This is a genomic window from Bacillus sp. FF-1, from assembly GCF_028548245.1.
GTDB lineage: Bacteria > Bacillota > Bacilli > Bacillales > Bacillaceae_G > Bacillus_A > Bacillus_A paranthracis.
The window spans coordinates 34,449-57,770 of sequence record NZ_JAQQGG010000004.1 but is presented as its reverse complement, the minus strand read 5'-3'; the positions used below and the strand labels follow the sequence as shown (position 1 = coordinate 57,770).

Annotated in this window: 24 protein-coding genes and 1 other annotated feature; of the genes, 1 reads left to right on the top strand and 23 read right to left on the bottom strand. The window is 37.5% G+C overall.

Going from position 1 to position 23,322, the window contains the following annotated elements; translation table 11 throughout:
- Positions 1-161: 161 nt before the first annotated feature.
- Entirely contained in the window at positions 162-416 is a 255-nt protein-coding gene (locus tag PQF83_RS15600; RefSeq protein ID WP_001003923.1) for a YbeF family protein, read from the top strand.
- 115 nt (positions 417-531) lie between these two features.
- On the opposite strand, the gene pyrE is transcribed toward PQF83_RS15600, so the two are convergent.
- The 23 genes from pyrE to sigE all read right to left on the bottom strand — a co-directional run bounded on the left by pyrE (position 532) and on the right by sigE (position 23,319).
- Positions 532-1,164 (bottom strand): orotate phosphoribosyltransferase, encoded by a 633-nt coding sequence (pyrE, locus tag PQF83_RS15595; RefSeq protein ID WP_000711449.1) that lies wholly within the window; start codon positions 1,162-1,164, stop codon positions 532-534.
- On the bottom strand, positions 1,161-1,877 hold the full coding sequence (pyrF, locus tag PQF83_RS15590) for an orotidine-5'-phosphate decarboxylase (protein ID WP_000083496.1): 717 nt from the start codon (positions 1,875-1,877) through the stop codon (positions 1,161-1,163). The genes pyrE and pyrF overlap by 4 nt, the downstream gene beginning before the upstream one ends.
- Positions 1,862-2,791 carry a dihydroorotate oxidase B catalytic subunit gene (gene pyrD / locus PQF83_RS15585; RefSeq protein ID WP_001081057.1) on the bottom strand — a complete coding sequence of 310 codons (930 nt, stop codon included), beginning with the start codon at positions 2,789-2,791 and terminating at the stop codon, positions 1,862-1,864. The genes pyrF and pyrD overlap by 16 nt, the downstream gene beginning before the upstream one ends.
- Positions 2,788-3,567 carry a dihydroorotate oxidase B electron transfer subunit gene (gene pyrK, locus PQF83_RS15580; RefSeq protein WP_000983352.1) on the bottom strand — a complete coding sequence of 260 codons (780 nt, stop codon included), beginning with the start codon at positions 3,565-3,567 and terminating at the stop codon, positions 2,788-2,790. The genes pyrD and pyrK overlap by 4 nt, the downstream gene beginning before the upstream one ends.
- Positions 3,564-6,782, bottom strand: coding sequence for a carbamoyl-phosphate synthase large subunit (gene carB / locus PQF83_RS15575; protein WP_001126106.1), 3,219 nt, complete (start codon positions 6,780-6,782; stop codon positions 3,564-3,566). The genes pyrK and carB overlap by 4 nt, the downstream gene beginning before the upstream one ends.
- The gene (locus PQF83_RS15570; RefSeq protein WP_000828682.1) at positions 6,767-7,864 is read right to left on the bottom strand and encodes a carbamoyl phosphate synthase small subunit; all 1,098 of its coding nucleotides are present in this window, start codon (positions 7,862-7,864) and stop codon (positions 6,767-6,769) included. Before PQF83_RS15570 ends, carB begins: the two co-directional genes overlap by 16 nt.
- A complete protein-coding gene (gene pyrC / locus PQF83_RS15565; RefSeq protein ID WP_001108374.1) occupies positions 7,861-9,147 on the bottom strand; it encodes a dihydroorotase in 1,287 nt (428 codons plus the stop codon). The genes PQF83_RS15570 and pyrC overlap by 4 nt, the downstream gene beginning before the upstream one ends.
- On the bottom strand, positions 9,131-10,045 hold the full coding sequence (gene pyrB / locus PQF83_RS15560) for an aspartate carbamoyltransferase (protein WP_000018849.1): 915 nt from the start codon (positions 10,043-10,045) through the stop codon (positions 9,131-9,133). Before pyrB ends, pyrC begins: the two co-directional genes overlap by 17 nt.
- Positions 10,046-10,193: 148 nt before the next feature.
- Positions 10,194-11,477: a uracil permease gene (gene uraA / locus PQF83_RS15555; RefSeq protein WP_000435929.1), complete on the bottom strand. Its 1,284-nt coding sequence runs from the start codon at positions 11,475-11,477 to the stop codon at positions 10,194-10,196.
- Between the two features lie 146 nt (positions 11,478-11,623).
- A complete protein-coding gene (gene pyrR / locus PQF83_RS15550; RefSeq protein ID WP_001156487.1) occupies positions 11,624-12,166 on the bottom strand; it encodes a bifunctional pyrimidine operon transcriptional regulator/uracil phosphoribosyltransferase in 543 nt (180 codons plus the stop codon).
- 202 nt (positions 12,167-12,368) lie between these two features.
- Positions 12,369-13,277 carry an RluA family pseudouridine synthase gene (locus PQF83_RS15545; protein WP_000005840.1) on the bottom strand — a complete coding sequence of 303 codons (909 nt, stop codon included), beginning with the start codon at positions 13,275-13,277 and terminating at the stop codon, positions 12,369-12,371.
- Between the two features lie 4 nt (positions 13,278-13,281).
- Complete coding sequence (gene lspA / locus PQF83_RS15540; protein ID WP_000642177.1) at positions 13,282-13,740, bottom strand: lipoprotein signal peptidase LspA; 459 nt, start codon at positions 13,738-13,740, stop codon at positions 13,282-13,284.
- A 124-nt stretch (positions 13,741-13,864) separates the two neighbouring features.
- A complete protein-coding gene (locus PQF83_RS15535; protein WP_001004664.1) occupies positions 13,865-14,194 on the bottom strand; it encodes a molecular chaperone DnaK in 330 nt (109 codons plus the stop codon).
- A gap of 156 nt (positions 14,195-14,350) precedes the next feature.
- Positions 14,351-17,116 (bottom strand): isoleucine--tRNA ligase, encoded by a 2,766-nt coding sequence (gene ileS2 / locus PQF83_RS15530; protein WP_000455923.1) that lies wholly within the window; start codon positions 17,114-17,116, stop codon positions 14,351-14,353.
- Between the two features lie 71 nt (positions 17,117-17,187).
- Positions 17,188-17,412 (bottom strand) — a binding site (T-box leader).
- Positions 17,413-17,463: 51 nt separating this feature from the next.
- On the bottom strand, positions 17,464-17,970 hold the full coding sequence (gene divIVA, locus PQF83_RS15525) for a septum site-determining protein DivIVA (RefSeq protein WP_001131612.1): 507 nt from the start codon (positions 17,968-17,970) through the stop codon (positions 17,464-17,466).
- 89 nt (positions 17,971-18,059) lie between these two features.
- Positions 18,060-18,827, bottom strand: coding sequence for a YlmH family RNA-binding protein (locus PQF83_RS15520; protein ID WP_000029725.1), 768 nt, complete (start codon positions 18,825-18,827; stop codon positions 18,060-18,062).
- 15 nt (positions 18,828-18,842) lie between these two features.
- Entirely contained in the window at positions 18,843-19,106 is a 264-nt protein-coding gene (locus PQF83_RS15515) for a YggT family protein (protein WP_000450920.1), read from the bottom strand.
- Between the two features lie 6 nt (positions 19,107-19,112).
- Complete coding sequence (locus PQF83_RS15510) at positions 19,113-19,583, bottom strand: cell division protein SepF (protein WP_000119138.1); 471 nt, start codon at positions 19,581-19,583, stop codon at positions 19,113-19,115.
- Between the two features lie 19 nt (positions 19,584-19,602).
- Complete coding sequence (locus PQF83_RS15505) at positions 19,603-20,277, bottom strand: YggS family pyridoxal phosphate-dependent enzyme (protein WP_000218169.1); 675 nt, start codon at positions 20,275-20,277, stop codon at positions 19,603-19,605.
- Positions 20,274-21,092: a peptidoglycan editing factor PgeF gene (pgeF, locus tag PQF83_RS15500; protein ID WP_001208999.1), complete on the bottom strand. Its 819-nt coding sequence runs from the start codon at positions 21,090-21,092 to the stop codon at positions 20,274-20,276. Before pgeF ends, PQF83_RS15505 begins: the two co-directional genes overlap by 4 nt.
- Positions 21,093-21,210: 118 nt before the next feature.
- Positions 21,211-21,495 carry a YlmC/YmxH family sporulation protein gene (locus tag PQF83_RS15495; RefSeq protein ID WP_001998116.1) on the bottom strand — a complete coding sequence of 95 codons (285 nt, stop codon included), beginning with the start codon at positions 21,493-21,495 and terminating at the stop codon, positions 21,211-21,213.
- A 167-nt stretch (positions 21,496-21,662) separates the two neighbouring features.
- Positions 21,663-22,442 carry an RNA polymerase sporulation sigma factor SigG gene (gene sigG / locus PQF83_RS15490; RefSeq protein WP_000197753.1) on the bottom strand — a complete coding sequence of 260 codons (780 nt, stop codon included), beginning with the start codon at positions 22,440-22,442 and terminating at the stop codon, positions 21,663-21,665.
- Positions 22,443-22,599: 157 nt separating this feature from the next.
- The gene (gene sigE / locus PQF83_RS15485; protein ID WP_000976948.1) at positions 22,600-23,319 is read right to left on the bottom strand and encodes an RNA polymerase sporulation sigma factor SigE; all 720 of its coding nucleotides are present in this window, start codon (positions 23,317-23,319) and stop codon (positions 22,600-22,602) included.
- Positions 23,320-23,322: the final 3 nt, after the last annotated feature.

Genomic DNA, 23,322 nt, shown 5'->3' with positions numbered 1-23,322 from the left:
CAAGTGTTCTCTTGCTTACGTTTTTTGCTTGTAAAATTCATCATGAATTATCAGTTTTCAAAAGGGATTCGTTATTACTTAGCGAAATTATATTAGGAGAGTAATTATTTCAAAACGTTTATAAGAAACAGATTACTGCAATTAGAAAAGGGGACATACCTATGAATGAATTGATTTTCGTCTTATTAATTTGTCCGTTATTTATCTTTATCGTATCTGTTATTGGAACACGCAAAACGAAAACGTATTACGTAATGCCGATTGTAACGTTTACTAGTTTTTTAATAATAGGTGTTATCGCCTTTACTCCAAAATTTTTCTTTTGGGTTGGCATGTACAGCATCTTCTCATTTATTGTTTCTTATATGACGCTATTGTTTGTGAAAGGATATGAGGTTGCTGAAAACGCTAAATAGTTGTTAGCAAGGAGACAGGAATATGATTTTCTTTGATATTGATGGAACTTCACATGAAGTTTTAACAATAATATAAAAAAACGACTGCGTTCCCCCGCAGTCGTCTTTTTTCGTGTTACGCTGTGATCCAAGCTTCGTTAGCTGGATTTTTACGCCACTCTTGTAATTTTTTCGTTTCAGCTTGTCCGATCATACCTTTTTCTGCTGCAACTTCAGTTAATGCACTGTAATCACTTAAAGAATATGATGCTACGTTCGCTGCTTCTAACTTTTCTTTTCCTGCTTCTAGCTCGTATGTGAAGATTGATACGATTCCTAATACTTCACAGCCAGCTTCGCGAAGTGCTTCTACACATGTAATTGCACTGCCGCCAGTTGAAATTAAGTCTTCTACTACTACAACTTTTTGACCTTTTTCAGCTTTTCCTTCGATTTGATTCCCTTTACCGTGACCTTTTGCTTTACTACGTACGTAGCACATTGGTAAATCCATACGATCACTTACCCATGCAGCGTGCGCAATACCAGCAGTTGCTGTTCCTGCAATAACTTCTACAGTTGGGAAGTGCTCTTTAATTAACTCTTCTAATCCAGCTGCAATCGCTTGACGTACTTTCGGATAAGATAAAGTTAAACGGTTATCACAATAAATTGGTGATTTCATACCTGAAGACCATGTGAATGGATCATTCGGTTGTAAAAATACTGCTCCAATTTCTAATAAATGCGATGCGATTTCTTTTTTCATACTGTTACACCTTCCCACTGTTGTTTTACTGTTTTATACGCTTCAAGCGGATTTTCTGCTTTTGTAATACTACGTCCAACTACGATATAGCTTGAGCCAAGTTCCCTCGCACGTTTCGGTGTTGCTACGCGCACCTGGTCATTTACATCATCGCTTGCAAGACGAATCCCCGGTGTTACTGTTACAAATTCATTTCCGCATACTTCACGTAATTTTGGAACTTCAAGCGTTGAACAAACAACGCCATCCAGTCCACTTTCTTTCGTTAATTTTGCATAATGAGCAACCGCTTCTTCTAACGTTTTCTCAATGCCGATCTCTTTTTTCATCATAGCTTCCGAAGTGCTTGTTAGTTGTGTAACTGCAATACAAATCGGTCTCTCTTTTCCTTCTTGCTTACCTTCCTCTAATCCCTCAATCGCAGCTTTCATCATGCTGCTTCCCCCAGCAGCATGAACATTTACCATATCAACATCTAGACTAGCTAGGCTACGCATAGCGCTTTTTACCGTATTTGGAATATCATGAAGTTTTAAATCTAGAAAGATCTTATGCCCTTTTTCTTTTAAGTACGTAATAATCGCAGGGCCTTCTTTGTAAAATAACTCCATACCAACTTTGACAAATAACTCTTCCCCTTCAAAGTGGCGCAAGAATTGTTCTACATCTTGTTTCCCCGGAAAATCTAGTGCAACGATTAACGACTGTGACATGTTTGCTTCCAGCTCCTTCCTTGACATTCCGAAATGTGATCAAATCCTAATTCATCTAGTAATGCTGGTAACTCTTCAATAATTGTCGGACATACGAACGGATCGATAAAGTTCGCTGTACCAACTGCAACTGCGCTTGCGCCAGCGTAGAAGAATTCAATTACATCTTCCGCTGTTTCAATACCACCCATTCCGATAATTGGAATGTTAACCGCTTGGCTTACTTCATGTACCATACGAATTGCTACTGGCTTAATCGCAGGACCTGATAATCCGCCTGTACGGTTTGCTAAAATTGGTTTAGCTGTTTTTAAATCTAGACGCATACCAAGCAATGTATTAATCATCGTTAAACCATCTGCACCTGCATTTTCAATCGCTTTTGCAATTTCCACAATGTTTGCCACGTTCGGTGACAACTTCACATATACAGGTACTTCAGAAACCTCTTTTACTCGCTTCGTTAAATCAGCAGCAATTTCAGGATTTGTACCAAAGGCGATACCACCTGTTTTTACGTTTGGACAAGAAATATTTAATTCCAGTGCATGGACATTAGGCGCTTTAGAAATTTCCTTTGCAACCGCTACGTAATCCTCAGCTTGTGAACCTGCAACGTTTGCAATGATTGGAAGGTCAAATTGTTCTAACCATGGTAATTCAGAATTCATTACTTTTTCTAATCCTGGGTTTTGAAGTCCGATTGCATTTAACATGCCACCCGGTGTTTCAGCAACACGAGGCGTCGGATTTCCATAGCGTGGTTGTTCTGTCGTCGCTTTGATCATGATTGATCCTAGTACACTTAAATCGTAAAACTGTGCATATTCACGACCAAATCCAAAGCATCCAGATGCCGGTATAATTGGATTTTTTAATGATAATCCTGGTAATTCAACTTGCAATCTGTTCATAGTACAACCTCCCCGATTGGAAATACTGGTCCGTCGCTACACACCTTCTTGTAAGAATGTCCACTTGGATCTTCTTGTAAGTGGCATACACATGCGAAACAAGCTCCAATACCACAGCCCATACGTTCTTCTAATGAAATATAGGCTTTTTTCTCTTTGTAACGTCCTTCTAATGCACGAAGCATCGCTAACGGACCACATGAATAAAGAATATCAAAGTCAATTCCGTAATGATCAATTACATCTGTGACAAATCCTTTTGTACCGTGTGTACCGTCTACTGTCGCAACGTACGTATCACCAAGTTCTGCAAATTTTTCTTCATAGAAAACAACATCTTTCGTTTGAAAACCTAAGATGTGAATTACGCGTACACCTTTTGCAACGAGGCGCTGTGATAATTCATAAAGTGGTGGTACACCAATCCCCCCACCTACTAGTAAAGCTGTTTGACCAGCTTCTGCTTCTTCTACAGGAAAACCGTGCCCTAATGGTCCTAGTACGTCTACCATTTCACCTTGTTTTTTAGTGGCTAATGTTTTTGTTCCTTGTCCTTCCGCACGATATAGCATTGTAAATTCGTTCTTCTCTTGATCTACATTACAAATACTAATTGGGCGGCGCAGAAGGGGCGCAATGCCCTCTGCTACCTTAATGTGTACAAACTGCCCTGGTTCGTTCATTTGCTGTACTAAAGTTCCTTGAAGCACTAATTCGTAAATGTTCTTTGCGATTTCTTTTTGATTAACGACGATCATATTTTGCTTTTGCATCATGCATGTACCACCTCGTGACGCTTTGTTTGCGTAATTTCTTTCATTGAATGAGCTGAGAATGTCATAGATTCTAATACTCGTAAGATTGCTCTCGTTGTATCAAGTGATGTTAAGCAAGCTACACCATTTTCTACTGATTCACGGCGAATGCGGAAACCATCACGCGCTGGTTGTTTGCCTTTTGTTAATGTATTGATTACAAACTGTGCTTTTCCTTGGCGGATAATATCTAGTAAGTTGTAGTCTTCAGAATCAATTTTGTTTACAACTTGTACTGGGATATTTTGCTCTGTTAACGATTTTGCTGTTCCAGCTGTTGCTAATAAGTTATAGCCGATTTCATGGAAACGTTTTGCAATTTCCATCGCCTCTTCTTTATCTTTATCCGCTACAGTAATGATTACTGATCCGTGCGTTGGGATGTTAATTCCAGAAGCAACTAAACCTTTGTATAATGCTTTTTCAAGCGTTAAATCTTTACCCATTACTTCCCCTGTTGATTTCATTTCAGGTCCTAATGTTGTATCCACTGAGCGTAATTTCGCGAATGAGAATACCGGAGCTTTTACATACACTTCTTTCTCTTCTGGGTGATAGCCCGTTCCGTATCCTTGCTCTACTAGGTCTTGCCCTAGAATAACTTTCGTTGCAACGTTTGCCATTGGTACACCTGTAATTTTACTTAAGAATGGTACTGTACGGCTCGCACGTGGATTTACTTCAATTACGTACACTTGATCTTCGAATACGACAAACTGGATATTTAGTAATCCAACAATGTTTAATCCTTTTCCAAGTGCAATTGTATGTTCAATAATTTGTTCTTTTAATTTTTCAGATAAGCTTTGTGGTGGATATACTCCAATTGAGTCACCAGAGTGAACTCCAGCGCGTTCAATATGTTCCATAATACCTGGAATGAATACATTCTCACCGTCTGAAATTGCATCTACTTCAATTTCTTTACCAACCATGTAACGGTCGATTAATACTGGGTGATCTGCGTGAACTTTAACTGCATTTTTCATGTAGTGCAGTAGTTCTTCTTGACGATATACGATTTCCATCGCACGTCCACCTAGTACGTAAGATGGTCTTACTAATACTGGGTAACCAATTTCTTCTGCGATTGCTACCGCTTGCTCTACAGTCGTTGCTGTTTTACCAACTGGTTGTGGGATACCAAGTTTTGTTAAAGCAGCTTCGAATTTATCACGATCTTCTGCACGGTCTAAGTCTTCAAGTGATGTTCCTAAAATCTTCACACCATGTTCTTCTAATTTTGCCGCTAAGTTAATTGCTGTTTGTCCACCGAACTGAACGATAACACCTTCTGGTTTTTCTAAATCGATGATGTGCATTACATCTTCAATCGTTAATGGTTCAAAGTATAATTTGTCAGAAATACTGAAGTCTGTTGAAACAGTTTCTGGGTTATTGTTAATGATAATTGCTTCATATCCAGCTTCTTTAATTGCCCATACTGAGTGAACTGTTGCATAGTCAAACTCAACACCTTGACCAATGCGGATTGGACCAGATCCTAGAACTACTACACTCTTACGATCTGTTACAATTGATTCGTTCTCATCAGCGTATGTGCTGTAGTAATACGGTGTTGCAGATTCAAACTCTGCCGCACAAGTATCTACCATTTTGAATACTGGCGTCATATTATTTTCTTTACGCATATCGTAAATTTCGCGCTCCGTTTTGTTCCAAGCTGCTGCAATGTAGTGATCGCTGAAGCCCATTTCTTTTGCAGTTTGTAGTACTTCCATATTTCCTACATTCGCTTTTACTTCGCGTTCCATATTTACGATATTTTCAACTTTTTGTAAGAAGAAGAAGTCCATTTCACACCATTCGTTAATCTCTTCTTTCGTTACACCTTGACGAATTGCTTCTGCTACGATAAACAGTCGCTCATCATCTGCTTTAATAATGCGTTTTTTCATTGTTTCTTTATCAAGTTCTTTTAAGTGGTCTAATTCTAAGTGATAAATACCAAGTTCTAAAGAACGAACCGCTTTTAATAATGATTCTTCTAAGTTACGTCCGATTGACATAACCTCACCAGTTGCTTTCATTTGCGTTCCAAGTGTTCTGTTCGCTGATTCAAACTTATCAAATGGCCAGCGTGGAATTTTTGAAACAACATAGTCCAATGCTGGCTCGAAGCAAGCGTAAGTTTTTTGTGTTACCGGGTTTACGATTTCATCTAACGTTAAGCCGACTGCAATTTTCGCTGCTAATTTCGCAATTGGATATCCAGTTGCTTTAGACGCTAGTGCAGATGAACGACTTACACGTGGATTTACTTCGATTACATAGTATTGGAAGCTATATGGATCTAGTGCAAGCTGAACGTTACATCCACCTTCAATTCCTAGTGCACGAATAATTCGTAATGACGTGTTACGTAACATTTGGTATTCACGGTCGCTTAGCGTTTGGCTCGGTGCTACAACGATAGAATCACCTGTATGAACACCAACTGGATCGATGTTTTCCATGTTACATACTACAATCGCGTTATCATTTGAATCACGCATTACTTCATATTCAATTTCTTTACAGCCAGCAATACTTTTCTCTAATAAACATTGTGTTACTGGGCTATGTTTTAAACCACTTGTTACGATTTCAATTAACTCTTCTTCGTTATGACAAATTCCGCCGCCCGTTCCGCCTAATGTGAATGCTGGACGAACGATTACTGGATAACCAATTTCGTTTACAAAGCCATATGCTTCATCAAGGTTATGAATAATTTCACTTGGTGGTGTTGGTTCATTTAAATCTTGCATTAATGTACGGAATAAATCACGATCTTCCGCTTGCTCGATTGCTGATAATTTTGTTCCTAAAATTTCAACTCCGCACTCTTCAAGTACGCCTGATTTTGCAAGTTCAACAGCCATGTTTAAACCTGTTTGACCGCCTAATGTTGGTAAGATTGCATCTGGACGTTCTTTACGAATGATTCGGCTTACGAATTCTAATGTTAAAGGCTCAATGTATACTTTATCTGCAGTTGCAGTATCTGTCATAATTGTCGCTGGGTTAGAGTTAACAAGGATTACTTTGTAACCTTCCTCTTTAAGAGATTGACAAGCTTGTGTTCCAGAGTAGTCAAACTCCGCTGCTTGCCCAATTACAATTGGTCCTGATCCGATTACTAAAATTGTGTTAATGTCTAGGCGTTTTGGCATAACTCTTCCCCTTCTTTCTTGAAGTTTTCAATCATTGTTAAGAAATCTTCGAATAAATCATTTGCATCTTCTGGTCCTGCTGAAGCTTCTGGATGGTATTGAACTGTAAATGCTGGGAACTTCTTATGACGAAGACCTTCTACTGTTCCATCATTTAAAGCAACATGTGTAATTTCAAGTTCTGTATTTTCAACTGATTCTTCTTCTACTGCGTAACCATGGTTTTGAGATGTAATTGCTACTTTTCCAGTTGCAAGATTTTTTACTGGATGGTTTAAACCACGGTGACCGAATTTTAACTTACTTGTATTCGCACCAGATGCTAAAGCAAATAGTTGGTGTCCTAGGCAAATTCCGAATAAAGGAACTTTACCGATAATGTCTTTTAACATTTCAATTGCTTCTGGTACATCTTTTGGATCCCCAGGTCCGTTACTTAACATAATTCCATCTGGGCTAAGGCGTAAAATTTCTTCAGCTGTCGTGTTGTAAGGAACTACAATTACATCACAATCACGTTTATTTAATTCTCTTAAAATACCATGTTTCATACCGAAGTCTACTAATACAACACGATGTCCGCGGCCTGGGCTTGGGTATGGATCTTTCGTTGATACGCGTTTTACATGGTCTGTAAATACTGTCGCTTTTAATTGACTTACGATGTATTCTACATCTGCATCCATGTTACAAAGGCGTCCGCGTAATGTACCGTATTGACGAATTTTTCTCGTTAATTTTCTCGTATCAATTCCTGCTAATCCTGGAATGTTTCTTTCTTTTAAGTAGTCATTTAACGAAATTTCATTACGGAAGTTTGATGGGTGATCACAAATTTCGTTTACGATTAAACCATTTACAGATGGGTGAATCGATTCAAAATCGTCACGGTTGATGCCGTAGTTTCCGATTAATGGGTACGTGAATGTTACAATTTGACCGCAATATGATGGATCAGATAATGTTTCTTGATATCCAGTCATTCCTGTTGTAAATACAACCTCACCTGACTTTTCGATTTCTCCTCCGAAACCTGTTCCAATTAATACTGTTCCATCTTCTAAGATAAGTTGTCTTTTCATACTAATGCACTCTCCTTTTGCCATGCGATCTTACCACCAACGATTGTCATTACCGGCCATCCTTGGCATTTCCAACCTGCGAATGGTGTATTTTTTCCTTTTGATAAGAATGTTGTTGGATCAATCTCTTCTTCTTGTTCTAAATCAATGATTGTAATATCAGCTGTTCTACCTTCTTTCAGGCGACCTGCTTCTAAGCCGAATGTATCAGCTGGCTTTTCTGTTAAGAATTGAATTAACTGTTCTAGTGTAATAATTCCTTTTTTCACAAGGTTTGTGTATAGAAGTGGGAATGCTGTTTCAAAACCAGTAATTCCGAACGGTGCTCTTTCAATTCCTTGCGCTTTCTCTTCCGCTGTATGCGGTGCATGATCAGTTGCAATCATATCGATTGTTCCATCTAATAAACCTTCAATTAATGCTGCATGATCCTCTTTTCCACGAAGCGGTGGGTTCATTTTAAAGTTAGGGTCAGCTGATGGGATATCATCTTCACATAACACTAAGTGATGGGGTGTTACTTCTGCTGTTACTTTAATTCCAGCGCGTTTCGCATCACGTATTACACGTACAGATCCTTTCGTACTTACATGACATACGTGATAGTGACAATCTGCCGCTTCAGCAAGCAGTATATCCCTTGCAATATGTACAGATTCACATACTGATGGGATACCGTTTAATCCGTGTTTCTCAGAAAACTTCCCTTCATGTACACAACCTTTATTAATAAGAGTATTCTCTTCACAGTGCGCAACTACTGCCATATTCAGTTTTGCTGCACGCTTCATAGCAGCTAACATCATGCTAGCATCTTGTACGCCTACACCGTCATCAGTGAAAGCAAATGCTCCAAGCTCTTTTAATGTTTCGAAATCTGTCATTTCAGAACCCGCTTGACGTACTGTAATTGCTCCATATGGTAGTACGTTAACATGTGCTTTTTCTTTAATACGATTTTGTAAGTCTTCCATATGTTCTCTACAATCTGGTACTGGGCGTGTATTTGGCATTGCGCAAATTGTTGTGAATCCACCTTTTGCCGCTGCTAGCGTACCTGTTTCAATTGTTTCTTTATGTTCACCACCTGGTTCACGAAGGTGTACGTGTACATCTACTAATCCAGGTGCGATTAACTTTCCGTTCACATCGATTACTTCAGCATTATCTGCCGTAATATTTTCTGCTACCTTAGCGATTTTACCGTCTTGTACGAGAAGATCCGTTGCTACGATTTTTCCTTCTTCATTCATATAACGACCATTTTTAAACAAATAATTCATGTTTCATTCCTCCTAATACATTTGGTAAGGCGCGTTTTAGTACAGCCATTCTTACGTAAACTCCATTTTCCATTTGTTTAAATATGCGTGAACGCTCACACTCAACAAGTTCACTTGCAATTTCAACATCTCGGTTTACAGGAGCTGGATGCATAATAATGCTTCCTTCTTTCATACGCTTTTCTCTTTCTACTGTTAATCCGTGTTTCTCATGATACTCTTTCATAATGTCTGTTTCATAATGATCATGACGCTCATGTTGTACACGAAGTAGCATCATTACATCCACTTCCGGAACAAGTTCATCTAATGGTTTGTATGTTCCAAATGTGTTGTCTTCATCTTTCCACTCTTCTGGACTTGCAAAGTAAATTGTTGCACCTAGCTTCGTTAATGCTTCTGCATTAGAACGTGCTACTCGGCTATGACGAACATCTCCTACTATCGCAATCTTCAAACCTTCAAATCTTCCAAACTCTTGTTTAATTGTAAGAAGGTCGAGTAGGCACTGCGTTGGGTGGTTTCCACATCCATCTCCAGCGTTTAAGATCGGGATATTCACCTGATCTTTTAGTTCATCGAAGTAGCGATCTTGCTCATGGCGGATGACCACTGCTTTTGTTCCGATTGATTCTAGTGTTCTTATCGTATCGTATAAAGTTTCTCCTTTTTGTACGCTAGATGCATCCGCTGAAAAGTTTAAAACATCAAGTCCTAATCTCTTCTCAGCAACTTCAAAGCTAAATCTCGTTCTCGTACTATTCTCAAAGAACAAGTTTGCAACAAAAGTTTGCTCTGTCGTTTTGCTCTCTTTTCCATTCGCAAAATCTTCTGCGTCTTTTAGGATTTCTGAAATTTCTACTTCCGATAATTCACTCATCGTTAACAAATGGCTCATCGTCATCCCTCATCTTTCTGATTTTTATGTTACCACTTTTGTATTTTTATAACAACCTTTGCATAAAAATACCCTAGTCATGTGAGACTAGGGTGCAAGAAAGAAGCCACCCTTTCCGGTCTCACAGGACTGAATTAAAAGGTTATTATTATGAAGCAATCTGCTTAGATTGTTTTATTTGTTTCGTTTCCGGTAGTAGTAGATTTAACAGTACACCTACAATTGCTGCTAGTGCCATTCCTTCTACTTGGAATGATTCTCCTACGTGAAGTACCGCTCCACCAATACCGATTACTAGTATTACTGATGCAATCATTAAGTTTCGTTTGTCACTTAAATCTGTTTTATCGTCTACCATCATGCGTAATCCGCTTGATGCGATTACACCGAATAGTAAGATTGATACACCACCCATAACTGGTGTGGGGATCGAATGAATCAGTGCAGAAATCTTACCGATAAATCCGAACATGATTGCGAATACCGCTGAACCGATGAATAAGTATACACTGTACGCTCTTGTAATTGCTAGCACACCGATGTTTTCACCATACGTTGTATTCGGTGGTCCACCGATTAGTGATGCGATTAATGTGGCTACTCCATCACCGAAGATTGAACGGTGTAAACCTGGTTTTTTAATTAAATCTCTTTTAATAACATTTCCTAATACAATTTGATGTCCGATATGTTCTGAAATTGTTACTAGTGCAACTGGTACCATCAAGAGTACAATCTTCCATGAAAACTCTGGTGTGTATGTTACAAATGGTACTGTGAAATCTGGTACAACAAACCATTTTGCCTCAGCTACCGGCTTTAAGTCTACTAACCCTTGGAAGTAAGCGAAGATATATCCGCCGATAATGCCAAGTAACACTGGTATGATACTGAAAAATCCTCTTCCGAATATTGAGCATATAATTGTAATTGCTAATGTTACTAATGCTACTGAAAAGTGTGTAAAGCTATATTTGCCATCCGCACCATTCATCGCCATGTTAACTGCTGTATGTGCTAAAGCTAGCCCGATTACCATTACTACTGGACCAACTACGATTGGTGGTAGTAATTTCATAATCCACTCTGATCCTGATTTCTTAATTCCGAGTGAGATTAAGATGTATACAAGTCCTGCTAGCAAACCACCAAGCATTGCTGCTCCAGGTCCCCCTGCCGTTTTCGCTGTTATAATCGGTGCGATAAAGGCGAATGATGATCCTAGATAGGCAGGTACTTGACCTTTCGTTATAAGAAGAAACGCTAACGTTCCTAATCCACTTGATATTAATGCTACTGACGGATTCAATCCTGTTAAAAACGGAACAAGCACTGTTGATCCAAACATCGCGAACAAATGTTGTATACTTAAAAATAACCATTTTCCCGGTTTCGGTACTTCATTAACGTCTAACACTGGCTTTTGTTCCATTGTTACATCCTCCTTCAGTTTAAATCTTTGCAATAAAAAAACTCTTTGTGCCTGTGCACAAAGAGTCCTACACTTTCGTATGCCAAATTTGACATATGAAAGCCAAGACCCTTTGGCAGCCTCACAGGACTACATTTAAAAGGGCTTTACTTATCGTATATGCTTACTCGATCTTGTTGATCTGTCTCTTGCAAATCAACTTCGATACGCTCTTCACTTGATGTTGGAATGTTCTTTCCTACATAATCAGCGCGAATTGGTAGTTCACGATGACCTCTATCAACAAGAACCGCTAGTTGGATTTGTGATGGTCTACCTAAATCCATAAGAGCATCCATTGCTGCTCGAACAGTTCTGCCTGTATATAATACATCATCCACAAGGATAACTTTTTTCTTCGTAATATCTACAGGGATATCAGAACCTTTTACAAGTGGTTCTTTATTTTTCGATTGTAGCGTTAAATCATCACGGTATAACGTAATGTCTAGCTCTCCAACCTCTATTTCTTTTCCTTCAATTTGACCAATTCGTTCTGCCAAACGTTGTGCAATAAAAATTCCACGAGTTTTAATTCCGACAAGAACACAATTATCGACACCTTTATTTCGTTCCACGATTTCATGACTAATTCGTGTTAAAGCGCGGCGAATCATTTGGTCATCTAAAACGACAGCTTTCTCTTGCATGCTCTACACCTCCAAGCTTTTTTCTTGCGTGAGAGTAATGGTATAAAAAAAGTCCTCTCAGCGTGTGCGAGAGGACTTTTGAAAAAGGGTATAGCATACCCTATGCATTTCAAACCGTTACCTTCTCAACCTCACGGGGCTGTGTTAAAGGATCATTATTTAACTGTTGTCAGTATCTCAGTTTTCTTATGATTTGTCAATACTATTTTCGCAAAATATTTAATGCGTCTTCAAACACTTTTGGAATCGGTGCCTCAAACTGAATATATTCACCAGTACGAGGATGATCAAAGCCTAAAATACCTGCATGAAGTGCTTGTCCGTTCATATCTAATGTTTTCTTTGGTCCATACTTTGGATCTCCTGCAAGTGGATAGCCAATATATTTCATATGAACACGAATTTGATGTGTACGCCCTGTTTCTAAGCGACATTCTACAAGTGTGAAATCTTTGAATCGCTCTAACACTTGGAAATGCGTAACAGCATGCTTACCATTTTCATCAACCGTCATACTTTGGCGTTCTTTCTTATCACGAGCAATCGGAGCATCAATCGTTCCCTTATCGTGCGGAATAACACCGTGTACAATCGCTTTGTAACGTCTCGTTACTGTTTTTGCTACAAGTTGATTTACAAGTGATTCGTGTGCCATATCATTTTTAGCAACCATTAATAGACCAGACGTATCTTTATCAATACGATGTACGATACCCGGACGCATCACACCATTAATGCCTGATAAGTCTGTACAATGGTGCATAAGACCGTTCACAAGTGTACCACTTGTATGACCTGGTGCTGGATGCACAACCATACCACGCGGCTTATTAACAACAAGTACATCTGCATCTTCATAATAAATTTCTAAATTCATATCTTCTGGCTGAATATCTAACTCTTCTGGCTCAGGAATCGTCACTGTAATTTCATCATTTTCTCTAACTTTATAATTCCCTTTTACAGCTTTTCCATTAACTGTAACAACGTCATCTTTAATCCATTGTTGTACTTGTGTACGTGACCATTCATTATTTATTCCTGCAACGAATTTATCAATTCGCTCATTTTTTTGTTCTTCTGCAACTGTTACTTGTACTACTTCACTCATTCAATTACTCCTTCGTTTTCTTGCCTTCTAATAATGTTTGAATAATAATTAATACAACACCAATACATAATGCTGAATCAGCGATATTGAATACTGGATAGTTGTACGAGAAAATATACACGTGAATGAAATCCACTACTTCTTGTCTAAATACACGATCAATAAAATTACCAATTGCTCCGCCTAAAATTAGACCTAATGAAATTCCTAGAAGCTTGTCTGTTTTTGCATATTTTTTCATATAAAATACGATAAATGCTACAAAAACGACTGTAATAATGTAGAAAAACCACATTTTATTTTCTAAAATACCCCAAGCAGCTCCTCTATTTCGATGTGATGTTATGTATAATACATTATCGATAATCGGAATACTCGTACCCAATTCCATGTTCTTTACAATTAGCCATTTCGATATTTGATCGATGGCAATGACAAATAACGCTATTACATAATATATCATTTTCATTTCCCCCACAAAGACAGTGTACCTCAAAATTTTAGCATAGCTGCAACCTTTTCACAATGAACCTTTATAGAAGAATAAAATAAATTAAAAAAAGGTAATATAATATCGTTGTGCACATTCATACATTTACTTTTTCATAGAAAAATTCATGAATGGTACGTGCAGTCGGCATCGTTTTCATTTGTTTTACCGACATTACTCTCCCTGTGTCTTCACAAATACCATACATATCTATTTCCATTTTAAATAATGCACGTTCTACATCTTTTAAATCCTCTTTTATATCATGTAATAAAAGTTTTTTCTTTATCTCTTCCTTAATTTCATACCCAAGCTCTTCGCTAAACTCTGTATTATATTTGTACATAACCTCTTTAGCTAGCCTCTCTTGTAACTCTTTTCGCATCAATTGCAATTCTTCTTTGATTTCCATATACATTTCATTCACGTGTACATTCCTCCCAGTTGCAATGTACGATTAGTGTGTCCGAAATTTATATGCTTACCTCTCACACATTTTTCCTTCATAGGAAAGAGAGTGAAAGTTATTTCAATATACTGTTAACCAAAAAAATGACTGCACTTTACGTGCAGTCACCCCTTATTATTTTACATAATTTTCTTTAACAACCGTTGCGCAACGCTCACATAATGTTTCATGTTCAGCATCTTTACCAATTGTTTCTGAAACTACCCAACAACGTTCACATGTTTCACCAGTTGCTTGAACAACAACAACCGCTGTATGTTCATACTTCGGTGCATCTGCTGGCGCCTCTTCCATCATACCACCAAGTTTGTACTCAGAAACGATGAATAATTGCTTTAAGTCTTCGTTAATAGACTCTAACATAGCTTTCATTTCTGCAGTTGGATATAGCGTAATGCTTGCATTTAATGACTTACCGATTACCTTTTCATTACGAGCTACTTCTAACGCTTTTAATACGTCATCACGCAATGTCATAAATGCATCCCATTTTGTTTTTAATGCTTCTGCACCATCTAATTGTACAGCTTCTGGCATATCAGTTAATTGTACACTTTCTTCTGTTACACCTGGAATGTATGGCCATACTTCATCAGCTGTATGCGGTAAGATTGGTGTTACAAGTTTCGTCAATGCAACAAGAACATCATATAATACAGTTTGAATTGCACGACGATCTTCATGGTTCGCACCTTCAATGTATAAAATGTCTTTTGCAAAGTCTAAGTAGAATGAACTTAAATCAATTGTACAGAAGTTATGAATTGCATGATATACAGCAGCGAAGTCGTATGTCTCATATGCTTCTTTTACTTTTGTAATTAAGTCATTTAATTTCACTAACATGTAACGATCTACTTCACGAAGTTCAGCTATAGCTACTGTATTTTCACTTGGCTTAAAGTCGTCTAAGTTTCCTAATAAGAAACGGAATGTGTTACGGATTTTACGATACACTTCTGCTACTTGTTTTAAAATATCATCCGAAATACGTACATCAGATTGATAGTCAACAGAAGATACCCATAATCGTAAAATATCTCCGCCTAATTGATCCATAATTTTCTTCGGTACGACGATGTTTCCAATCGACTTACTCATTTTACGTCCTTCACCATCTAATACGAAACCGTGGCTTAGTACGCCTTTATATGGCGCTTTTCCTGTTACAGCAACTGCTGTCGATAATGAAGAGTTAAACCAACCACGATATTGGTCAGATCCTTCTAAATATAAATCTGCTGGACGTTGTAAGTCATCGCGCTCTTCTAATACTGCTTGGTGAGAAGAACCTGAGTCGAACCATACATCCATGATGTCTGTTTCTTTACGGAATTCACCATTTGGGCTACCTGGATGTGTAAATCCTTCTGGTAATAGATCTTTCGCTTCACGCTCAAACCATACGTTAGAACCGTGTTCACGGAATAAATCAGCTACATGGTTAATTGTTTCATCCGTAATGATTGGATCACCATTCTCAGCATAGAATACAGGTATTGGCACACCCCATGCACGTTGACGAGAAATACACCAGTCACCACGGTCACGAACCATGTTATGAAGACGAGTTTCGCCCCATGCTGGTACCCATTTTGTTTCCGCAACAGCTTCTAATAACTCTTTACGGAATGCTTCAATAGATGCAAACCACTGTGCTGTCGCACGGAAAATAATAGGTTTTTTCGTTCTCCAATCATGTGGATATGAATGCGTAATGAATGTTAGCTTCAGTAATGCGCCTACTTCTTCTAATTTTTCTGTAATTGGCTTGTTAGCTTTATCATAGAATAAGCCTTCAAATCCAGGTGCTTCCTCTGTTAATACACCTTTATCATCAACTGGACAAAGTACTTCTAAGCCATACTTTTTACCAACAATAAAGTCATCTTCCCCGTGTCCTGGTGCTGTATGAACACAACCTGTACCTGCATCTGTTGTTACGTGATCTCCTAGCATAACTAATGAATCACGATCGTAGAATGGATGCTTTGCAACTGTATACTCAAGCTCGCTACCTTTTACTGTTTTCACAACTTCAGCGTTTTCCCACTCTAACGTTTTTGCAACTGTCTCAAATAGTTCAGAAGCAATAATATATTTTTCATCATTTACTTTTACAATAGCGTATTCAAGTTCTGGGTGAACAGAAATACCTAAGTTTGCAGGCAACGTCCAAGGCGTTGTTGTCCAGATAATGTATTTCTCATCACCTTCTAATACGTTCTTTCCATCTTTTACAGGAAATGCTACGTAAATAGATGCAGATTTTTTATCTTGGTATTCAATTTCAGCTTCTGCTAAAGCTGATTCACTCGTTGGTGACCAATAAACTGGCTTTTGCCCTTTATAGATATAACCTTTTTTCGCCATATCACCAAACACTTTAATTTGTTGTGCTTCATATGCTGGCTCTAAGGTAATGTATGGGTTATCCCAATCAGCACGTACACCTAAACGCTTAAATTGCTCACGCTGACGTTCTACTTGTTCATATGCATACTCTGCACATAACTTACGGAACTCAGCAACTGTCATTTCTTTACGCTTCACACCTTTATTTGTTAAAGCTTGTTCAATTGGTAAACCGTGTGTATCCCAACCTGGGACATATGGTGCACAGAAACCAGTCATTGATTTATAACGAACGATAAAGTCTTTTAATACTTTATTTAATGCATGTCCCATATGAATGTCACCATTCGCATATGGAGGTCCATCATGCAGTACAAATAAAGGACGACCTTTCGTATGTTCTTGTACCTTTTCATAAATATTCATTTCCGCCCACTTTTCTTGCATTGCAGGCTCACGTTTTGGTAAATTCCCACGCATCGGGAACTCTGTTTTTGGCATTAGTAATGTATTTTTGTACTCCATGCTCAATTCCTCCTTACATGTATAAAAGAAAGACCTAAAAAACGGAATAAAAAAGAGACTTTCTCATCCCAAAAAGGGACGAGAAAGTCTCCCGCGGTACCACCCTAGTAGATTCTATACGTATGTATACAATCCTCTTTATATTCTTAACGCGAATATACGCCTACGCTTACTCTATTTGTTCAGCGCGGAACTCCAGGGTGATATTCCCATTATCTCCTTATCCTGAGCTTACACCATCCTCAGTTCGCTATATAAGGTATGAAAAAGGTACTTATCCCTATCTTCGTTTTTCTTAATAAATATGTTGTATAAAATTATATGTAATAATGAGAAAAACGTCAAGCTTACACTGTTTCTTCTTTTTTCAACAGCTCGTCTACTTCGTCTTCTAACTCAATTAGTTTATCCCAATCATCGTTGTTTAACATTTCAAGCTGTGTTTCTAATAACATACGGAAACGAGTGCGGAATACTTTCGCTTGTTTCTTTAGCTCTTCAATATCAAAAGCAACTTTTCTTGATTTTACTAAAGCTTCGTTAATAATACGGTCTGCATTCTTTTCAGCTTCACGTACAATTAATTTCGCTTCTTTTTGGGCATTACGTTTTACTTCTTCCGCTGCTTCTTGTGCAACAACGATAGATTTGTTTAACGTATCTTCAATATTAGAGAAATGATCTAACTTCCCTTCTAATTGCGCAACTTGTTCTTCTAAAGCTTTTTTCTCACGAATGACTAATTCATAATCTTTGATAATTTGATCAAGAAACTCATTTACTTGATCCTCATCATAGCCACGGAATCCGCGACCAAATTCTTTGTTATGAATATCTAATGGTGTTAACGGCACAACGCCACCTCCAAGTAGTTATCTAAATTTCCTCTTTCAATTATATCTTTTCTTCGACAAAATAGGAGGATTTCCTTCTAAAAAACCAATCATTTTAGTATACCATACAAAATTCTCCATTTGTCGCGCTTTGTTCTACCTTCTACAGAAAACAATTTACTGCGTCCATATCCTCTCACTGAAAAAACATCTCCTGGATAACATTCATAAGAGGTTTGCTCCACTGTTTTCCAATTCACTTTTACTAAACCATTTTTTATGAAAGGTTGTACTTTTTGCCTAGATATATGTAACATTTCAGCTAACATAACATCTAAACGAAGTGAAGAAACCGTTCCGGATTTCTCCCCCCACGTTTCTTGTATCTGTAGAATTTTTTCCCCTTGCACTGGTGATAAGGAGACTTTCACTTTTCCTATAGATTGTAAGTTCATCTCAATATAAGATACAACTTCTTTCGCGACTACAATTTGGGCACGATCTTCTTGAAGCAAAATATCACCACATTTTTCTCTCGTTAAACCGAGAGACATAAATGTACCTAATATTTGCCTATGCTCTAGCGTATAAAACTTGGAAGGATAGTCAATTTCCAATACTTCTACTTGAAATTCCTCTTCATTTATTACTAGATAGTCCGGATAAATGAGTGCTCTTTTGCGCTCTGCTTGAGACGTTGCACCATCAAATTGTACAGCAACATCCCCTTGGCCTATTACCATCGTGACAATTTGTTGTTGCCTTGGATCAAGGAAATCTGTTAATTTCACTTGATGGTACTCCGCTGCTCGCTTCCACTCTAACACTTTATCCACAAAGACCACTTCATCAGGTCTAAAATGCTCGTAGATGCTCATACATATAACCTCTTACTATAAGAAATAGCCGAATAAACTTATTAAACCATTTGTCGCAAGTCTTAAAGCAAAGATCGCAACGAGTGGCGAAATATCAATCATACCAAGCGGCGGAATAAATCTGCGAAATGGTTCTAAATATGGTTCACAAATACGCGCAAGAAACTCTCCGAAAGTTGATTCCTTTGCACCTGGGAACCATGATAGGAGAATGTAAATAATAAGTGCCCACGAGTAAATCTCGATAGCATAAACTAAAAGTCTTAAAACGGTTTCCATGGCGTATTACCACCTCTTTATATTTGTGTCTTCTTCTTCACCGAATAACTCTGAAATTGCACCAACTATATCTACATTTTCAGGCGTACACATAAATGTTTTCGGTCCTATTTTTTGAATGTCCCCGCCTATAGCGTATACAGTACCACTTAAAAAGTCAACGATACGTACAGCTTGATCCGTAGACATTCGTTGTAAATTAATTACAACAGCTCGTCTACCTTTTAAATGGTCCGCAATTCCTTGCGCTTCCGAATATGTGCGTGGTTCTAATAAAACAACTTTTGAGGATTGCTTCGCTGTTTCAATGCTCACAACATTTTGTTTCGTTTGCGCTTTTGGAAACGTAACATCTTGTTGTTCTGGCGGATCTTGCTGCTTCTTCATGTCCGTTTGCTCCTTTTCATAACTATATTGAGCTGCTTCTTTTTCTTCAGGTGTATCAAAAAAGAAGTATTTTACTTTTGACCAACTCATAATAAGATTCTCCTTCCTTTTACGCTTTTCCTACTAAAATCGTCCCCAAACGAATGTATGTAGCACCTTCTTCAATTGCAATCGTGTAATCATTAGACATTCCCATTGATAATTCTTTACATGGCGCATGTAATAATTCTAACTCCTGCACCTCTGTTTGTAGCATACGTAATGTCTTAAAACAGCGTCTGATTTCTTCCTCTTCTTCTGTAAACGGAGCCATTGTCATTAGTCCAACCACTTCAATCTTATCCAATTCTTGCAAACTTTGAATAAAAGAAACGGTTTCTTCTATTGCCAATCCTTGCTTTGATTCTTCAGATGATGTTTTCACTTGAATAAAACATTTCACTTTCTTATCCGCACGTTTTTGAATTTCTTTTGCAAGTGAAAGACGATCTAATGAATGTAAATAATCGATTTCATTAATGATTTCTTTTACTTTTCTCGTTTGTAATGATCCAATAAAATGCCAATTCACTTTTGAACCGAAATGTTCATACTTCTGTAAGAAACCTTCATTTCTATTTTCACCTAAATCGATAATTCCTGCTTCAATTACTTCGTTTGTTTTTTCAATTCCTACCGTTTTTGTAACTGCAACGAGTTTAATATCTTGCAAAGAACGTCCCGCTCGCGCGCAAGATTGTTTAATTGCTTCGTTTACAGTTGTTAAATTTGTTTGTACTGTCACTTGCTTTCATCCTCCTTAAAACCTATGAAACTCAACATTCTCCCTGTCTTACCTTGATCACGACGGTGAGAGAAAAACAGTTGTTCTTCACAGCTTGTACAAAGAGATGACATTACAATATTCTCTTCTTTTATGCCTGCTTGTACACATAATATACGATTAATTTCTTTTAAATCAATTGCGTACTGTCCGTCAGAAACTTTTTTATAAGGAACAGAACCGTTTACTACTTGCTCTGCTGCTGTTAACACTCGATCATCAACAACATAACAACAAGATCCAATTGCTGGTCCAATCGCAACATGAATTTCATCACTCGAAATCCCTTCTGCATTCCATTTTTGAATCATTTCTTTTGCAATCTCTTTTACAGTCCCTTTCCATCCAGCATGCGCAAGTCCTATCATACCATGTGATGGTGCATAAAAATAGAGTGGAACACAATCAGCATAACAAGATGTTAAAAGAACATCATTATTAGTCGTATAAATGCCATCTGTTTTTGAAATGCCGTCTTCATATGAATAAACGCCACTTCCTTTTTCCTGTTGTCCTACTTTTTCAACATGATGATCATGAACTTGTTCAGAGCAAATCCAGTTTTCTAATGGTTTTTGTAACTTATTTGCTAAAATGCGTCTATTTTCATGAACGTTCTCGGCAATATCATTCACATGTAATCCTAAATTCATTGCATGAAAGGAGCCCGTACTTATCCCACCATCTTTTGTCGTAAATCCAGCAGTAATGTTTCCAAGTTCTTTCCACGCTTCTAAATACAGTATACCGTCCACATATTTAAATGGTTCTCTCATAACAGCGGCTCCTTTTAATTAAAATAACATAAAAAAGCATGGTACTTCCTGTCTATTTTACCATACTTTTATTTTTTCATAATCCTAACAGAAAAAAAAGAGGAATTTGTAATATTCTTTATGAAATTGTCGGTGTTTGTATTGATTCTGTTACAGAATTAACAGGATTTACTCTAACAAGTATGACATCTTCCCCAATTTTCACAATTTCTTTCCAAGGAATTACAATTTCTACGTCTTTCCCAAAAATCCCAAACATACGTGCCTGTTTAGAAATAATAATAGAATCGATCTTCCCTGTGTTCATATCAATTTCAATATCACCAATATTACCCAGCCTTTTTCCGTCTGAAACATTTATTATATCTTTCATCTGCAATTCCGAAATTTGTATCACTTTCATCCTCTCCCTTATATATGACGAATCGAAAAAACATTGTTTCTCAAATGAACAGGAAGCAACCTCTTACCCACTTCATATTATTTTCATTATATGAACACAGCTACCCTACTATGAGCGCAAACAAACTATATGACATATAAAAAGGTTTCACCATAAATGGTGAAACCTTATCCTTGAATTGTCTTATTCATTTGTTTAATAGCTGATTTCTCTAAACGTGACACTTGTGCTTGAGAAATCCCAATTTCTTCTGCAACTTCCATTTGTGTTTTCCCTTGGAAGAAACGTTTGCGAATAATCATTTTCTCACGATCATTTAAACGCTTCATTCCTTCTTTTAGTGCTAGCTCTTCAACCCACTGCTCGTCCTTTTGTTTTTCATCACTTAACTGATCCATAACAAAGATAGGATCTCCCCCATCGTTATAAATCGGCTCAAATAATGAAACTGGATCTTGAATTGCATCTAAAGCAAAAACGATTTCTTCATGAGTCACTTCAAGCACTTTTGCAATATCCATTGCTGTTGGTTCTTTTGAATTTTCTGCAATCAACTTTTCTCTTACTTGTAACGCTTTATACGCAATATCTCGTAATGAACGAGATACGCGAATCGGATTGTTATCACGCAAATATCTGCGTATTTCCCCAATAATCATCGGCACAGCATACGTTGAAAATTTTACATTTTGGCCTAAATCAAAATTATCAATGGATTTCATAAGTCCGATGCAACCAACTTGAAATAAATCGTCAACATATTCTCCTCTGTTATTAAATCTTTGGATGACGCTCAGTACAAGACGTAAGTTTCCATTCACTAATTTCTCTCTTGCGCTTATCTCTCCACTTTGCATTTCACGAAATAATTTACGCATTTCATCATTTTTTAGTACGGGAAGTTTAGCTGTATCAACACCGCAAATTTCTACTTTGTTTCTCGTCAAAGTGTTCCCTCCTATCGGGAGTTGCTGTACAGTGTAAAGTATTTCCTTTGAAGGAGATTTTATGCATGCGGTTTTCTCTTCATTTTTCATTTTCGTTGTCCTTCCTCATACAACGAAAGAGAATAAGACCAGCCTACATAACGGCTGGTCTTATTCTTTACACCATTTTATTAAATTCTTTTCGTAATCTTTTTATGATTCTTTTTTCTAAACGCGAAATGTATGACTGTGAAATCCCAAGCATATCCGCTACATCTTTTTGCGTCTTTTCCTCTCCTCCTGCAAGCCCAAACCGAAGTTCCATAATTTGTTTTTCACGATCATTTAATTGATGTAATGCTTTCATTAGAAGATGACGATCAACAGTAGCTTCTAAATCTTTTGTAATAATATCATCGTCTGTCCCTAATACATCTGATAATAAAAGTTCATTCCCGTCCCAATCGATGTTAAGCGGTTCATCAAAAGAAACTTCTGAACGATTTTTATTATTCCGGCGCAAATGCATTAAAATTTCATTTTCTATACAACGTGATGCATATGTTGCTAATTTTATTTTCTTTTCTGGATTAAATGTATTTACCGCTTTAATAAGCCCAATTGTTCCAATGCTAATTAAATCTTCAATATTTATCCCTGTATTTTCAAACTTTCTTGCTATATATACAACTAGCCGTAAATTGCGTTCAATCAGTAACGACCTTGCTGCCTGATCTCCTTTTGGCAATTTATTCAAAAGAACTTCCTCTTCTTCTTTCGTTAACGGTGGTGGTAACGCTTCACTTCCACCAATGTAATAAATTTCATCGGTCTTAATTCCTAATTTCAACAATACTTTATACCAAAGGTATACTAAATAAAATTTTAATTTCATCATATT